General features: G+C 70.5%; 11 protein-coding genes. 6 read left to right on the top strand and 5 right to left on the bottom strand.

Annotated elements, in window-relative coordinates; translation table 11 throughout:
* Nucleotides 1-16: 16 nt before the first annotated feature.
* Together OG485_RS31575 and OG485_RS31570 are read right to left on the bottom strand one after the other, a co-directional pair.
* Nucleotides 17-220 carry a DUF397 domain-containing protein gene (locus tag OG485_RS31575; RefSeq protein WP_328671980.1) on the bottom strand — a complete coding sequence of 68 codons (204 nt, stop codon included), beginning with the start codon at nt 218-220 and terminating at the stop codon, nt 17-19.
* Nucleotides 217-1,080, bottom strand: a complete 864-nt coding sequence (locus OG485_RS31570) for a helix-turn-helix domain-containing protein (protein ID WP_328671979.1) — start codon at nt 1,078-1,080, stop codon at nt 217-219. Before OG485_RS31570 ends, OG485_RS31575 begins: the two co-directional genes overlap by 4 nt.
* Before the next feature lie 187 nt (nt 1,081-1,267).
* On the opposite strand from OG485_RS31570, the gene OG485_RS31565 reads away from it, so the two are divergent.
* A complete protein-coding gene (locus tag OG485_RS31565) occupies nt 1,268-1,708 on the top strand; it encodes an ATP-binding protein (RefSeq protein WP_328671978.1) in 441 nt (146 codons plus the stop codon).
* A 19-nt stretch (nt 1,709-1,727) separates the two neighbouring features.
* Here OG485_RS31565 and OG485_RS31560 read toward each other — a convergent pair whose 3' ends face one another.
* Complete coding sequence (locus OG485_RS31560; protein WP_328671977.1) at nt 1,728-2,183, bottom strand: DUF2326 domain-containing protein; 456 nt, start codon at nt 2,181-2,183, stop codon at nt 1,728-1,730.
* Between the two features lie 127 nt (nt 2,184-2,310).
* The gene (locus OG485_RS31555; protein WP_328671976.1) at nt 2,311-2,505 is read right to left on the bottom strand and encodes a hypothetical protein; all 195 of its coding nucleotides are present in this window, start codon (nt 2,503-2,505) and stop codon (nt 2,311-2,313) included.
* Between the two features lie 160 nt (nt 2,506-2,665).
* Here OG485_RS31555 and OG485_RS31550 point away from each other — a divergent pair, with 160 nt between their 5' ends.
* On the top strand, nt 2,666-4,816 hold the full coding sequence (locus tag OG485_RS31550; protein WP_328674737.1) for a UvrD-helicase domain-containing protein: 2,151 nt from the start codon (nt 2,666-2,668) through the stop codon (nt 4,814-4,816).
* 145 nt (nt 4,817-4,961) lie between these two features.
* Nucleotides 4,962-6,974 carry an N-6 DNA methylase gene (locus OG485_RS31545; protein ID WP_328671975.1) on the top strand — a complete coding sequence of 671 codons (2,013 nt, stop codon included), beginning with the start codon at nt 4,962-4,964 and terminating at the stop codon, nt 6,972-6,974.
* Between the two features lie 364 nt (nt 6,975-7,338).
* Here the strand turns inward: OG485_RS31545 and OG485_RS31540 are convergent, their stop codons facing one another.
* Nucleotides 7,339-8,862: a serine/threonine-protein kinase gene (locus tag OG485_RS31540; protein ID WP_328671974.1), complete on the bottom strand. Its 1,524-nt coding sequence runs from the start codon at nt 8,860-8,862 to the stop codon at nt 7,339-7,341.
* Between the two features lie 189 nt (nt 8,863-9,051).
* Between OG485_RS31540 and OG485_RS31535 the strand changes: the two genes are divergently transcribed.
* From OG485_RS31535 to OG485_RS31525, 3 genes are read left to right on the top strand one after another with little or no spacing between them, the layout of a single operon-like run.
* The gene (locus tag OG485_RS31535) at nt 9,052-10,797 is read left to right on the top strand and encodes a PD-(D/E)XK nuclease family protein (RefSeq protein ID WP_328671973.1); all 1,746 of its coding nucleotides are present in this window, start codon (nt 9,052-9,054) and stop codon (nt 10,795-10,797) included.
* Nucleotides 10,790-12,031, top strand: a complete 1,242-nt coding sequence (locus OG485_RS31530; RefSeq protein WP_328671972.1) for a restriction endonuclease-related protein — start codon at nt 10,790-10,792, stop codon at nt 12,029-12,031. The genes OG485_RS31535 and OG485_RS31530 overlap by 8 nt, the downstream gene beginning before the upstream one ends.
* The gene (locus OG485_RS31525) at nt 12,024-15,755 is read left to right on the top strand and encodes a hypothetical protein (protein WP_328671971.1); all 3,732 of its coding nucleotides are present in this window, start codon (nt 12,024-12,026) and stop codon (nt 15,753-15,755) included. The genes OG485_RS31530 and OG485_RS31525 overlap by 8 nt, the downstream gene beginning before the upstream one ends.
* Nucleotides 15,756-15,782 lie beyond the last annotated feature (27 nt).

Here is a 15,782-nt window from a genome sequence, read left to right as displayed (position 1 = left end):
TCATGGGCAGGGCCGGTCAGTTGGACCGACCCTGCCCGACATTCGCAACGAACCCGGCCCAGACTTCAGGCACGAACGCGAGCTGGGGGCCGCTGCGCTCCTTCGAGTCCCGTACGTGGATGGCAGCGCGGTCGGCGGCGACCTCGACGCATTCGCCGCCCTCGTCCCCGCTGTACGTGCTCTTGATCCAGTGGAGTTCCACGAGCTGTTCGGTGTTCATAGGTCTCCCAGCATCTTCTCGATCAGGCGCAGGGAATCGCGTGTGGTGAGTGCCTGCCCACGGATGCTGCCATATTTCGCTGCGAGAACCCGTACGTCTTCCGGATCGGTGATCAGACGGCTGAAGTGCTGGACCTCAAGGTAGGCCATGCGCGGCTTGCCCTTGATTTCGAGCAGGGTGAACGGGCCACCCATCCCCGCGTGGTCCTCGCTGACCATCGGCATGATCTGGATCTCAACGTGCCGCAAGTTGCTTACCTGCAACAGGCGTTCCAGTTGCTCGCGCTGGACCGCTCGACCGCCGAAGGCCTGCCTGAGTACGACCTCCTGCACGATGGCACTCACCGTCGGTGGCGGCCACTCGGACAGAAGCTCCTGCCGGGCCAGGCGGGCCGTGACACGTTGCTCGATCGTCTCCTCGTCGAAAAACGGCTGCCTGCTGGTAAAAACGGCGCGTGCATAGTTCTCGGTCTGAAACACGCCCGGCACGGCCTGGTTCGCGAAGTAGCAAAGCTCGACGGCTGTCTTCTCCAGCTCCGCATAATCCCTGAACCACTCCGGATGCCGTACCCGCCGCCGCGTCTTCGCCCGCTCCACGTCCTCCGTCAGTAGCGCCAACAGCCCACCGCACTCCAACAGTTCATCCACCGCCATCAGGAACTCCGGCTGCGGCGTCCGCCGCCCCCGCTCGATCGACGAGATCTGCTCCTCGCTGTACCCGACCCGCCGCCCCAGCTCCCGCTGGTTCATCCCGGCCCGTTCCCGCGCGGCCTTGATCATGCGGCCGATGGCTCGGAACAGGTCCGCGACCTCCTCCGAGCCCGCCGGGTCCTCGGCGCTCGCCCCGCCCTGTGCCGCCATCGCGTACCACCCGCCCGTTCTCGAACCTGCCCGCTCGCCTACCGACCGTCACCGGCGGACGTCGCGGGCGGACGCCCGTACAGTCGCGGCCGTCCACCCGGGCAGCCTGCCCGTACGACCGGACAGTCACGCTCCGCACCGCGTCGACCACTCCCCACTGTAGGGCGCTCATGTCACTCTCGGTGAGATGAACCAAGAATCCGCGACTGCGACCGACCAGCCCCTCGCACAGACCGCCCCCTTGCGCTTCCGCACCCTCTTTCCCGCCACCGGACACGGCGCCCACACCGCCCGCCACGGCGCCGAACAGTGGCTCACGCACCACCTGCCGCCCGTCGGCGACCTCGCCGTCACCGCGGCACTCCTCGTCGCCGAACTCGCCGCGAACGCCGCCCTGCACGGCCGGGTCCGCGGCCGGCAGGCCCGCCTCGATCTCCGCCTCACCCCCGCCGAACTGCTCGTCGAGGTCACCGACGCCGGCGGCGACCGGTTGCCGACCGCCCAACACCCCGACGGCGGCGGCGAGTCGGGCCGCAGTCTGCTGCTCGTCGAGAACCTGTCGGACGACTGGGGAGTACGCCCGCACCACCCCGGCGGCAAGACGGTGTGGGCGGTGTACCGCCGGTGAAACCCTGACCTGCTCCCCCTCAGAACTGGAACCCGAACAGCCCGCCTTCGTCGAAGGTGTCGTTGAGCCGGGGCTCGATCACGTAGGGAGCCGGGTCGAAGCCGCCCAGCCGCGCCCGTTCCAGCTTGTCGGAGTTGAACGTCGCGACGTACTGGAGGCCTTCCTCGGCGGCGACTTCCGCCGCCAGTGTCAGCGCTTCGGTGACCTGACGGTCGTCGACCCCGTCGAAGAGATGGCTGTCGTGGACCAGGAAGTCCGGCCCTCGGCCCTGGCGGTGGGCGATCACCGCGGCTGTGAGGTCGAGGCAGAAGATCACCATCTTGTTGATGCCGACGCTGTCCCGGCTGTCCACGTGTGCCGTGATCTCCAGGCTGTTGGTGCCGGCCCTGATGGTCAAGTAGGCCTCGCGGTCCTGGCCGTAGAGGCGGCGGGCGAACCGGGAGAACAGCCCAGGTGGCCTCCCGGGTCTGCTCACCACGCTCTTCGAGATCGAGTTCCAGCGCCTCCTAAAGTTCGACGCGCTTCGCGGTGATCTTCCGCCGGCTCGCCTCCATGAACTGTGCCGTCTCGTGCTGTTTGCGCAGTGCCTCCAGCGCGGCCTGTTACTGCGCGAGCAGCTGCAGGAGTGCCGTCAGGCCGTCGAGCGCGCCTCCCTCGCGGAGCGTGGCCAGCGTCTCGGTGAGCTGCGCGCCGAGACGAGCGCGTTCACGCTCCGCGAGGCGGACCTCGATCGCGCCGATCTCGTCCGCGACATAGCGCCGCCGGTTGCGGACGATGGAGGCATCGAAGCCGCGCACGTCCTCGAAAACCGGGTGGACCCGGCAGGGAAGCGTGATGCCGAGCTCCGGTACACCACGTCCACGTACGCCTCCGTTTCGGTACGCACGATCACTCTTCTCCGGATAGCTGTAAACTCAGTCAACGTACTTACGTGTGATTGAGGGGAAGGGCACGGGCATGCCGCAGATCGCGATCACCAACACCTTCTGGGAGGGCGTGGACCGGCTGGACAAGCCAGCCCGCGCCCGGGTCCACAAGGCGATGGGGAAGTTCCAGCAGATGACCGTCCCGCAACTCCACGCGGACAAGGGGCTGCACCTGGAGTCCGTCGTCAGCTCACGTGACCCACGGATGCGCACGATTCGGGTCGACGACGGGCTGCGCATCGTGCTGCTCGCGCCCGACGACGGCAGCGACCTGTTCGTCCTCGTACACGTCGTCCCCCACGACAAGGCGTACTCGTGGGCCAAGCGGCGCCTCTACACCGTCAACGCGGTGACCCGATGCCTCGAAGTGCGCGACCTCACCGCCATGGAACAGATCACCCCGCTCTTCGCACAGGAGGCCGAGGCCGCGCCCGAGCTCCTCTTCGCCGACTGGTCGGACACCGTGTTGCGGCATCTCGGCGTTGACGAGGTCACGCTGCGCGCCGCCCGCACCATCACCGGCCGGGCACAGCTGGAGGCGTTCGGGTCGCTGATGCCGGAAGACCAGTTCGAGGCGCTGTGGCTGCTCGCCGAGGGCTTCGATGCGGACGACGTCTACCGCGATCTCGTCGCCGCCCGGCAGGGCGCGACCATCGAGGAGACCGCACCGGTGCAAGGCGAGCTGGCGGCCGCCGTCAGTCGTACCCGCAGCCGCATCGCGCTCGTCACCGGACCCGAGGAACTCGCCGACATCCTCGCCAAGCCCTTCGACGCCTGGCGCGTCTTCCTTCATCCCGCTCAGCGCCGTATCGCCTACCGGCCCAGCTATGCGGGCCCTGCCCAGATCACCGGCGGACCCGGCACCGGCAAGACTGTCGTCGCCCTGCACCGCGTCAGACACTTCCTCGGCCGCTCGCCCGACACCCGTGTCCTGCTCACCACGTACACCGGCGCGCTCGCCCGCTCCCTGCGCACAGGGCTCGCCCTCCTCCTCGACCACGACCGAGCGCTTCTGGACCGGGTCACCGTCACCACGGTGGACGCGCTCGCCCATCGCACCGTCAAGGAACTGCGCGGCAACCCCGGCACCGTCCTCGGCGACAAGGAGGAGCGGCGGCGCTGGCAGCGCCTGGCCCGCACCCTCCAGCTGCCGTGGAGCGACGCCTTCCTCGCCCAGGAGTACCGGCACGTACTGCTCGCCCAGGACCTGCGCACCTTCGAGGAGTACGCGATCTCCCGGCGGCGCGGGCGCGGCAGCGCATTGGGCAAGGCGCAGCGCGAGCGCGTCTGGGAGACGACGGTCCGGTTCGAGGACGAACTCGCCCGCGACCGGTCTTGCACCTGGCTCCAGCTGTGCGCCCAGGCCGCCCGGCTCCTGCGCGACAAGCCGGGCGAGGGCCCCCGTTACGACCATGTGGTGGTCGACGAGGCGCAGGACCTGCACCCCGCCCAGTGGCGCCTGCTGCGAGCCCTGGTTCCGGAAGGGCCGGACGACCTGTTCCTGACCGGCGACCCGCACCAGCGGATCTACGACGCCCGGGTCTCCCTGCGCTCCCTCGGCATCTCCGTCGCCGGACGCGGGGCCCGCCTGCGCCTCAACTACCGCTCCACGGAGGAGATCCTGCGGTGGTCGCGGGCGCTCCTCGACGGCGAACCGATGGCCGACCTGACCGGCGACGAGGTGGACTCACTGTCCGGCTACCGATCCCTGCTCCACGGCGAACGGCCCGTGTGCGAAGGGCACCGGACGGAGTCGGCCGAGGCCGACGCTGTCGTGGGGCGCGTGCGCGGCTGGGTGGCGGCCGGAGTCGCGCCCTCGGAGATCGCGGTCTGCGCGCGGTTCCAGACACAGACCGCGCTGCTTGCCGAACGGCTGGCGGCGGCCGGGTTGCCCGTGGTGCGGGTCAAGGATGGGGAGTCCGACGACACGGTCGGCGTACGGGTGTCCAGCCTGCACAGCCTCAAGGGGCTCGAATTCCGCTGCGTGGCCGTAGCCGGAGTGAACGCCTCCGCGTTCCCGTTCCAGGCGGCGGTCACCCCGGCCGAGATCGACCCGCTCCAGCACGCGACGGACCTGACCGCCGAACGGTGCCTGCTCTTCGTGGCGTGCACCAGGGCGAGGGAGGCATTGTGCGTCACGTACAGCGGGCGGCCGAGCACCTTCCTGGACGGGATGAAGTAGAGGTCTGAACACGTTCACCTCCGGACTGTGAACAAAGTCAATGGCCGTAGTAGCCTGACGGCGCGGGAGGGGGCGAGCGTGGCTTGTTCGCGCACCGACAATCGGGGGAAAGTTCCATTCGGTCAAAAATGCCCTGGGAGTACAGATGTCGACGTCGCGTGCCGTGCCGGTCACCTTGGCCGAAATCGCCCGCCTCGCGGGGGTCGGGCGGGCTGCCGTCAGCAACTGGCGGCGCCGGCATCCCACCTTTCCCGAGCGGATCGCCGGCACCGATGTGAACCCGCAGTTCTCCATGACCGACATCGAGGACTGGCTGCGCGCCAACAAGAAACTCAAGAAGGCCACCGAACGGGAGTGGCTCTGGCCCCGCTTCGAAGCACTCGGTGGGCGCGACGAGACGGGGGTTGCCGTCGCTGAAGTGGGACGGACACTTGCCGGACGGAGGGACGAGGGCGATGTGCACCTCCCGGACGGTGCACGGGAGTTGATCACACGGGCCGTGGAACTCGGGCAGCGCGAGGGGGGTGCGGAAACGTTCGCCTTCCTGCTGGGGCGTTGGCTCGACGTGCATGTGCGACAGATCGCCACGACACCGGAGCCGCTGGCCGCGTTGATGGCGGAACTCGCCATGGGGGTGGCCGGCGAGGGCTTCGGCGGCGTCACGGTCATGGATCCGGCCTGCGGCACCGGGCACCTGCTCACTGCTGGGGCCGAGGTGGCGAAGGCGGTCGGGGCGGTCACCCTGCTCGGCGGTGACCGTGACCCGGTGCTCGCTGCGCTGGCGGACGCCAGACTGCGCCTGGCCGAGGGGGGAGGTGAGCAGGGACTCATCGACGTACGAGCGGGGGACTCGCTACGGGACGATCCGTTCGCCGATGATCCCGCCGACATCGTCCTGTGCAACCCGCCCTTCAACGAGCGTGACTGGGGGTACGAGGAGCTGGCCACCGACGTCCGGTGGAGTCATGGTCTGCCCCCGCGTACCGAGCCCGAACTCGCCTGGGTGCAGCACTGCCTGTCCGGGCTGCGTCCCGGTGGGGCCGCCGTGCTGCTGCTGCCGCCCGCCGTCGCCGCCAGGAAGGCGGGGCGGCGGATCCGAGGTTCGCTGCTGCGCACCGGGCAACTACGGGCCGTCGTTGCCCTGCCACCGGGCTGTGCGGCTCCGCACAGCGTGTCCTTGCACCTGTGGGTGCTGCGGGCGCCCATGCCGGGAGAGGAGACACGGATGGGCGGTCGGCTGCTGGTGGCCGATGCCGCGTCACGTTTCCCCAAGAGAGAGAAGGAGGCCGCCCCACCGGACTGGGCCGCGATCGGGGCCTTCGTACGCGAGGCCTTCGCGACGGCCGACGCCGCGCAGGCCCCCGCCTACGTACGGCAGGTACCCGTCATCGAACTCCTCGACGACGAGGTCGACCTCACCCCGGGGCGCCACATCGCCCCGTCCCCGACGGACACCGCACCCCGACTGGCCGAATCCTGGCGGGAGTTCACCTCCCTCGCCGCTGACGTGAACCGATCGGCCGGGCTCCTCGCCGCCCTCGAACTCACCGCCGCCGAGGCGGACACACCGACCGCGACCACGGTTGCCGAACTCGCGCGCGCCGGAGCACTCACCCTGCGCGGCGGCCAGCAACCACCGGAGGAGGAAATCCGCACCGGCCCGCCGTCCGACGGTGACATCCCCCTCCTCACCGTCCCCGACCTACTGGTGGGCGGCGAACCCAGGGGCCGCCTCGCCTCGGACGGCAAAGCGGCAGCCGAGGCGGTGGTGGCCCAACCCGGGGACATCGTGGTGGTGGGCGTTACCCGCGCCTTCTCCGCCTGGGTCCACGAAGGCCCGCCGACCGCCCTCGGCCCACAACTCCACTCCGTACGCGTACAGCCCGGACAGCTCGACCCGTGGTTCCTCGCCGGTTCACTGCGCGCCCCCGCCAACGCCCGCCAGGCCGGCACCCACACGACGAGCTCCTCCCGCATCGACGTCCGCCGCCTCCAGGTCCGCCAAGTACCCCTTGGCGAACAACGCCGCTACGGTGAGGCGTTCCGCGAACTCGCCTCCTTCGAAAGGGAGTTGCGTCGCGCAGCCGACATCGGAGCGGACCTCGTCCGCGACCTCGGCAACGAGCTGGCGGCGGGCCGCCTGGTGGGCGGCGTGTAGAACGGCGGACTCCGGCACTTTGTCAGCCCACACCAAAAGGCCCTCCCCTATCGGACCGTAGACGTCGCACGGTCCGGTCTGTGCGGTGCCCAAGCGCTCCGCTGGACATGCGTTTTCTCTGCCGCGGGACGGTTGAGTGCTGGTCACCAGCTCACCCCGCCCTTTGCGGGGCGCTGTTCCGCACCCGACTCCCCCGAGGCCGCTTGGAGCAGCTTCACCGTCGAGCTGCGGGCATCACGTGTCCCGGCCTGTTCGCCGTCCACCCGGCCTGTTCGCCGTCCATCCGGCCTGTCCCGCGCAGCACCGGGCTGTGATCCGTCACCGGCCGCTCACCGTGGACAGCCACGCAGGTATCGCCTCGTGGTCAGGGCTCCGGGTGTCCCGGGTCGGCGAGGCGGGCCGTGAGCTGGGCAGCGACCTCGACGCGTACGGCCTCGACGTGGACCGCGAGTTCGGGCGACAGGCCCGCGGCGGTGCGGCCTGCCGCGTCGACGGCAATGATGGCCGCGTCCAGTTCACCGAAGGCGAGGTGGCATTCGGCGAGGTGGAGGCGGGTCACCGCGCGTTCGGCACGTTCGACCGGGCCGTCGCCGTGGATGAGGGTGTCGACGATGGTGCGGTAGAGGCCCGCCGCCGAGCCGTGGTCGCCGGTGAGACGGAGTCCGTCCGCAGCCGCCTGCCAGACACGGCGGACCACGGGACGGCGTGCTCCCCAGTCCTGGCGGACCCGATCCGTCAGGCCGCACAGACGGGCGGCGGCGTCTCCCGGTTCACCGGAGGCGACCTCCGACTCGGCCCGCGCGCAGAGATCCTCGACCTCGTGCTGGTCCAGCCACTCCCCCTCGGCCGGTCCGGGCGCGGCAGGCGGGGGGACGGAGCGACGCGGGCGCTGAGCCCGGTCCGGCAACAGGCGCAAGGCGGCAGTGGGGTCGGGATGGGTGCGCGGTCGGGGCTCGGGGTCACCGGCGCGGGGCGCGAACGGGCCGAGGACGGCCAGGACCTCGGCGACGGACGGGCGGTGCTCGGGTTTCTTGGCGAGCATCCGTACCACCAGGTCATCGATCGGGCCGGGGATGCCCGCGGCGTACACACTCGGTGGCAGCGGCTCCTCGTTGAGGTGTTTATCGGCCAGACCGGCGTTCTCGCCGAGCAGGAACGGGGGCCGCCCGGTGAGGAGTTCGTAGAAGATGCATCCGAAACAGTAGACGTCGGTGCGTGCTGTGGGTTCCCGTTCCAGGAGCTGCTCGGGCGCCAGATAGCCGCGGGTACCCAGTGTCGAACCGTGCGCCGTGTACCGGGTGGCGTCGGAGCACAGCGGCTTGGCAATGCCGAAGTCGATCAGGACGACCGCACCCTCGTCGTCGATCATGAGGTTCGCCGGCTTGAGGTCCCTGTGCACGACCGGGAGAGTGTGCGCACAGGCCAGCGCCCCGGCCGCCTGCACCGCGACGGCGACCGCGGTGACCAGGGGCAGCGGGCTGTGCTCGTCGAGGAAGGTCCGCAGACTCACGCCGTTCACCAGCCGCATGGCGATGTACGGCACGGCTTGGTGCGTCCCACTCCCGTACAGCTCGGTGATACCCGGGTGGTCGAGCCTGCCGAGAAGGCCAGCCTCGCGCCGGAACCGGGCGTTCCTGACGGTGAGTTCGGCCTCGCGCTCGTACGGGTCGAGGCGGTACAGGGCCTCGGAGTCGAGACGCAGGAACTTCACCGCCACCTCCCGACCGCCGGGAGCACCCTGGCCGCCGGGTCCGGACGCCTCCAGGGTCCCGGAGACCTCACGGGCTCGCCAGACCTGGGCCATACCACCCTTGCCGAGCGGCTCCACCAACTCGTAGCGCCCGTCGATCAGATCGCCCTCGCCGGGCCTGTACGTGTCCGCGTCCACCGCCGTGCCCCTTCGCACTCCTGCGTCATCCGGCACACCAGGGTAGCTCTTCCGTGAAGGAGTCAACGAACAAGCAATCCATGGACTCAGTTCACAAATCTATGTCATGCTCGGGCAGTGCCTGGATCTCCTCGGAGTTCCGTCGGTTCCGGGTCCCTCCTGCCCATGCAGCCCTCCACGGGGGTCACCATGCAGAATCCACCCGGCGTCGTCGGCCACGACTGGCTGATCAAGGCGAGCCCCCGATCGGCCCGACCTGACGATGCCGCCTGTCCCACCCACCGGCGCGTAGCGATGCGACCCCTGCTCGTCGCCGAACCAGCCGTGCCGTTCCGGCCCTCGCCGCGCGAGGAGTTCGGGTTCGGCCCGCTCTTCACCGCCCTCGACCTCGTGGAACACGACGGCTGGCCGGTCGAGCGGGTGCGCGAGGAACTCCGCAACACCCGTGGCCCGTTCCGGGGGCAGGGCGCGCCGGTCCACCCCGCCCACCTGGCCTGGACCGCCCACGCCCTGGACCGCTACCTGACCGCCCGCGCCACCGAACAAAATGCCGCCGCCTCGGCCGGACTGCCGCCGACCAAGCCGGTGAAGCAGCCGTGGACGTGGCGCACCCGCCGCACGGACGTCCCCGACGCGCGCGGCGTTCGACAGTACGAGCACACCCTCTGGGGCCGGATGTACGCCTCCGTCGACGGAACGGTGCGCGACCTTTGGCTGCCCTCCCTGGGCCGGGCCAAGACCGTCCGCCCCGAAGCCGAACTCGCCGCCGTGGCCCAGGTGATGGCGTACGGCGCACCCACACCACGGCGCCGGGCGCGCGACCTGCCGCCGACCGCTGCTACCGACGACACCCGACTGCCCGGACTGGTCCGCGTCTTCGACATCGGATGCGCCGACGGCTCCGTGGAGCCCCTGCTCGCCGCAGAACCCGCCGAGGCTCGGCAGCGGTTCACCGACCACGCCGTGCCCGCCTTCCTCTCCGCCGCCGCCGGAACCAGCACGCAGCCCGGGGAAAGCTGCGTCGACTGCAAGGCCATCGCCAGCTGCACGGACCTGAAGCGCACCCCGCAGCTGTGGGGCGGGCGCCACCCGGCCCTCGTACGCAAACGCCGCTCCATCTCCGTCTGGGACCTGCGACTGCACGCCAAATGCCCCGCCCAGTACCACTTGGTGCGACACCTGCACCTCAATGACCTGTCCGCCGAGAACCAGGGAGCCCGGCGCGGCCGGGCCGTGGACGCCTGGCTCGACGCCCGGCACGGCGAACGCCCGGCGCGCGGCTGCCGGGACCGCGAGACTCCCGACCCGGCCGCGATGCACTCCCGGAGCGGACTCGACGACGTGTCCGCACGTGAGGCCGCCGCCATGCTGTCCGAGCACCGGCTGCTGTGCCCGCTCAACGGGCTCGACACCGGCGAGCAGGTACTTGTACAGCATCGGGTGACGGCGTACGTGCCCGAGCTCGACGTCGTCGTCCTCGCCGTACCCGACCTGGTGTACACCCATCGCGGCCGGTGGATCTGGCGGGAGACCAAGACGTCGGCCCGCCCGCTGTGGGAACGCGAGTCGCTTCTCCGGACCTTTCCCCAACTCGCCCTCGGTGTCCTGCTGTTCCATGCGGGCGCGCTCGGCACCGATCCGCGTCGCTCCTGGGTCGAACTGGAGCACCTGCGCGAAGGCCACGGCGAGAGCCGCCTCGAACGCGTCGACCCCGGCCGGGCCGAGAACGTGGACGAAGCCCGAGCCGTCATCGCCGAACTCGCCCAACCGCTCCTGGACGACACCACGTACGAACCGAGGACCGGCCGCCACTGCCACGGTTGCCAGGCGCGCACCTGGTGCCGGCCCGGTACCGCTTATGTCACCGACCATCCCCGTACGGAAAGCCCGGCCGCGCAGCTCGCGCCGCGAGGAGAGAACCCTGCCCATGACTGACCAGCGGCTCGTACCAGACTGGCTGTCCAACCCCGACGTCATGCTCCTGCGCGACGTCGCCACAGCCGTCCTGCACCTGGCGGCCGTCGACCACCTCGACTCCTTCGCCCTGCCCTACCCGCCCGCCGCACAGCGAGCCCTGGACGCGCTGGTGCTCCAGTGTCTGCGCAACGGGGCCAAGCCCCCGGCGGGGATACCCGAGATGATGCGATGGGCACGCGCCCGGCCGCTGGGCAGCTGGCCACTCGACGGGCTGCCCGACAGTCTGTTCGACACAACGGACCGGCTCATCGACAAGGACTCAGGGGAGCCCGCGCAGCTCTGCCACGAACTCGCCGTACGGGGATACGGCGACAGCACCGGCCGGCAGTACGACCAGCTGGTGATCGACGAGGCTTTCAGGGCCTGCCGTGCCCTGTCGTCGCCCGAGTCGTACACGGCTTTCCGCCGGCTTCTCGTCACCCGGCCTGTCCTCACCGAGGAGGAGTGGGCCGAGGTCAGCACCGATCTCTACCTCGACCCGGTCCGCCATGTGATCAAGGAGATCTACGCCCCGGTTCCGCCGCACTTTCGCCGAGCCGGCGCGTACCTGTGCTGCCACCGCTGTCTGACCCTGCTGCACCCGGTGTCCGACACGGAGTGGTGGTGCGAGCGAGACCAGTGCCGGCATCAGGGGCCCGCACCGCACGGGCGGGAACTCGTCGTTGCGGTGTCCGGGGAGCTGCGTCAACTACGGAAACCGCTAAGGCAGTTCGTCACCGGACCAGGGCGCGCCGAGGTCTCGCTGGACAGGGAGCTGCGCGCCCTCGGGCTCACCGTCGAGATGTGGCCCGGCTTCGACGCGTACGACCTGCGGATCACCTTCCCCGACGGGCATGTGTGGGCCGTGGACGTCAAGGACTGGGCGCATCCTGCCTTCCTCGGGCGCGCCGCGACCGTGGTCCGCGCCGAGCCGCCGTACGACGAGGCCTGCTGGGTGGTGCCGGGCTTCCGGGTACGGGCCCGCAGGGACTACCTCGACGTGTACGCCAAGGAGCGCGGCGCGGGGGCGGGCGGGCTGCGGCTGCTCACGGACGACCAGCTGATGCGGGCCGCCCGGCTACGGCTGTCCGGCGAGCGCGGGCCGTCGGCATCCATCAGGCCCCTTTTCGTCGCGCACACCACGTCCGCCTCAGCCGACGACCAGGCGGCGCCGAGCGACGGCGCCCGGAAGAACGGAGCGGATCATGCGTGATCGCAGCAGCTGGTACAAGCCGGTCGTCGCCGCCCTCGGCCCCTGGCCCGAGGAGCATGCCCGGACCCGGCCCGCCCTCCTCTGCCAGGTGGAACTCGCCCTGCGACTGCTGGAGACGGTGGCTCCTGGCCACGCCGCCGACGGGGCGTGGACGCTCCTCGGCGGCTATGGACTGCGCTTCGCGCGAGCCGCGAAACTCTCCATCGGTGCCGCCGAGGAGACCGCGCTGAGCACGGCCCGACACCTGCTGTGGCCGATGCGGCGCGGGCGGATGTGGCGGCAGAGCCTGGACGCCTACCTGGAGCTGCCCGAACGGCTGCGCGCATACCGCGTCACAGCGGACGGGGAACCCGCCCACCGGGTCCCCCTCAAGGTGGCGGCCAACCGGTTGGCCGTCTACGACGACGCCCTCGCGAATCTTCCCGGCTTCGCCACGAAGGAACTGCCCCAGGCAGACGCCGGTGAACACCGCTTCATGGACCGCCGCCACCGGCGCACCTCCGTCACCGTCCCTGCCGACCTTGTACAAGACCCCTTCCCCGGCCACCCTCTTGGCGCCGAGCGTCCGGCCACCGCAGGCCCTCTTGACGTCCCGCTCGACGAACTCGCCGACGTGGCACGGTGGATGGATGCCGCGGAACGGCGCCTCGGGCTGAAGGCGGGGAACTGGGCGGAGCGCCTCGACCACCTCGACCTCGACACCCGCACCCCGGACGGGACGGCCTTCGAAGAGGCGGACGCGCTGCCGCTCGCCGGGCTCACCCACCTCGTCGGCATGGTCGGCGCCGGCAAGTCGACCCTGATGACCCTGCTCGCCGTCTGGGCGCACCAGAACAACCTGCGCATCACGCTCGTCGTCGGTGACGTGGCCGAACAGCTCACCCTGACCGAACTGTTCCGTACGCTCGGCCTGAAGGCCGCTGTCGTCCAGGGCGGTACCACCCGGCCCCAGCACGCCCAGCGGCTGCACCGCAGGCTCGCCTCGCGCGGCGAGCACTCCCTGCTCTCCCACACGGGCTCCGTCTTCACCCACCTCAGCACCGCCTGTCCGCTGGACGCCCTGCGCGCCCTCGACACGTCCGAGCCGCTGCGCTACACCGACGCGCCGTGCGGTGCCCTCCACCCTGTGCGCGGCAAGGGCACCGCCGAGCATCCGGTCGGCGAGAACGCCGTACGCGCGCTTGAACGTGCCCGGGGAGCCGACAGGCACGAGGTCCCGGCCGACGACACCGACGAGGACGACCTGGTCACCCCACACGCCTGCCCGCTGTGGAGCGCCTGCCCCCGGCACTCCTCCTCCCGCGACCTCGTGGACGCACTGATCTGGGTGGCCAACCCCGCCAGCCTCGTCCAAACGGGCGTACCGCGCCAGCTCAACGAGGAACGTCTGCGCTACCTCGAACTGGCCTGCCTGCGCAGCGACATCGTGATCGTCGACGAGGCCGACCGCGTACAGATGCAGCTCGACCAGATATTCGCACCATCGGCCACGCTCGCGAAGAACACCGGCGTCTCCGACTCCTGGCTGGACCAGCTGCAGACGCACGAGATCGCCGAACTCGCCCGGCAGGGACGGATCCAGCTCTCCAACCAGGACGTGGAACGATGGTCCGCCGCCCTGGACGTCGTCGGATCCACCGCCGACCGGCTGTACGCCATGCTCATCGACGACGAAGGACTGCGGAAGTGGGCGCAGATCGACTACTTCAGTGCGTGGACACTCCAGGAGAAACTTCTGCATGCCTGGTACCCGCCCACACACGGCCAAGCCGACCGTTCGGACGCGGCCGACGTCGAGGACGAGAGCGCGCTGTACGAGGACGAGGACGGGCTCGACGACGACAGCAACGCCGCTGCCCCGGAAGCCCCCTGGGCGCAGCGCCGCACCGAGATCACCGGATTCTTCGACACGTTCCGCGACGATCCGCTCGGCGGTCGCGGCCCCTACGGAAACCCGGCCGACGCACTGACCACCCTGGCTCTGGACGTCCTGCACACCCTCGACGAGAAGCAGACACGACGCCGGGTCCGCACGCTCCTCGACGCGTTCCTTGACAAATCGCCGGGGCCGGATCAGCGTCCTGCGCCCGTCGTCAAGCACGGCAGAGAACTCGCACCCGGAGACATCCCCCTCACCGAGGAGTGGCGTGAACTTCACGCACGTCGCCTGGAGTTCACCCTCGTTCTCGCCGCCCTGCACCAGCGCCTGGACCGAGTGACGTTCCTGTGGCCCCAGGTCGAGGCAGCGCTACGGCTCGACTCGGCGAGCCATGAACTGACGCGCCGCCCGCCGCTTGACTACGCACCACTGCTGCCCGAATCCCCCATGGGCAACGTGCTCGGCTTCCAGTTCCTGGTGGACGAACGGGCCGCCGCACGTAACAAGGACGGCCAGCGCACCGGCACCCTGCGATTCTTCCGCTGCGCCGGTGTCGGCCGCGAACTGCTCCTCAACCTGCCCCAGCTCGGCGCCGACCCCGGCCGCGGACGGTCGGGACCGCACGTGCTGCTGATGTCAGGGACCAGCTGGGCCGGCACCTCCACCCGGGCCCACGTCCTGGCTCCTGTGCGTGCGGTGCTCAAACCGCAGCCCAAGGCGCTGGACGCCATTCGCCGGACCGTCTTCCGCACCGAGTTCCTGTACGACGCCGCCGGACAGCCGATCCGGCTCTCCGGGCAGGACCCCGACCGGCGCGAGGACGTCCTGCGCCTGATGATCGACCGGCTCGCCCGGCCCCGGGGCGACGGCAACTCCTCCCCGCTGCAGAGCGAACTCGCCCGGATCACCGACCAGCGCCGCAAGCGCGCCCTGCTCCTGGTGGGCAGCTACAAGGAGGCCAGAGCAGCTGCCTCCGCCCTGGACGAGATCCCGCGCTGGCGCGGCCGGGTACGTGTCCTGGCCGCCGACGACGCCGAGTTGGAGACCGCCATCGACGGGGTGGCACCGGCAGGCAGCCGGACGCCGAGCACCGGACCGGGCGCGGGCGCGGTCCGGCGCGGAGACCTCGCCTCCTTCGCCGACGACCCGGACGCCGAACTGCTCGTCGCGCCACTCCTCGCCGTCGAGCGAGGGCACAACATCCTCACCATCCCTCAGCGGCCCGGCGAGGAGCGCGTGGCGGCGTTCGGAACGGTGCTCTTCCTGGTCCGTCCGCATCCTCGCTCCGACGATCTGTCGCTGGCCGTGTTCGCCGTCAACGACTGGGCGACCCGATTCGTACGCGGGCAACTCAGGGGCCCCGAGGGGACCTTCGGCGACCTGGTGGCCGAAGCGGGTGGCCTGGACGCAGCCGGCAGTACCTTCCGTACCGCCGCGCGCGGCGTCTGGCGACACCTGCTGTCCCGGCCATACATCTACTCCTCGCTCTCCGACGACGAGAAGAAGTCCTTCGCCTGGGACCAGCTCGTCACCATCTGGCAGGTCATCGGACGTCTCGTGCGAGGCGGCGTACCCGCCCGTGTCGTCTTCGTCGATGCGGCCTTCGCACCTCAACTCGCCTACACACAGGCGCCCTTCAGCGGACAAGGGCTGCGGCCACGTCACAGCAACGACCCGGGACTGCTCGTACGGCTGCGGGACGTCCTCGCCCCGTACTTCGCAGAGACCGGCGCCTCGCCGGCAGGCACGGACCCCGATCCCGCCGACACCGCACTCGTCAAGCTGCTCTACCGCCCGCTGTACGAGGCGCTCTGCGCCATGGGGGCGCCGCCCGCTTCCGACTGACAGGCATCCCCCGCCCTCGTACGACGT

It is taken from the genome of Streptomyces sp. NBC_00328, assembly GCF_036139655.1.
GTDB lineage: Bacteria > Actinomycetota > Actinomycetes > Streptomycetales > Streptomycetaceae > Streptomyces.
This window is presented reverse-complemented; position numbering and strand designations above follow the sequence as displayed.

Excerpts from the sequence above, each read along its gene's own strand:
- OG485_RS31565 (WP_328671978.1), top strand. The coding sequence starts at position 1,268 with ATGAACCAAGAATCCGCGACTGCGACCGACCAGCCCCTCGCACAGACC.
- OG485_RS31530 (WP_328671972.1), top strand. The coding sequence starts at position 10,790 with ATGACTGACCAGCGGCTCGTACCAGACTGGCTGTCCAACCCCGACGTC.
- OG485_RS31525 (WP_328671971.1), top strand. The coding sequence starts at position 12,024 with ATGCGTGATCGCAGCAGCTGGTACAAGCCGGTCGTCGCCGCCCTCGGC.
- OG485_RS31535 (WP_328671973.1), top strand. The coding sequence starts at position 9,052 with ATGCAGAATCCACCCGGCGTCGTCGGCCACGACTGGCTGATCAAGGCG.
- OG485_RS31570 (WP_328671979.1), bottom strand. The coding sequence starts at position 1,080 with ATGGCGGCACAGGGCGGGGCGAGCGCCGAGGACCCGGCGGGCTCGGAG.
- OG485_RS31550 (WP_328674737.1), top strand. The coding sequence starts at position 2,666 with ATGCCGCAGATCGCGATCACCAACACCTTCTGGGAGGGCGTGGACCGG.
- OG485_RS31545 (WP_328671975.1), top strand. The coding sequence starts at position 4,962 with ATGTCGACGTCGCGTGCCGTGCCGGTCACCTTGGCCGAAATCGCCCGC.
- OG485_RS31575 (WP_328671980.1), bottom strand. The coding sequence starts at position 220 with ATGAACACCGAACAGCTCGTGGAACTCCACTGGATCAAGAGCACGTAC.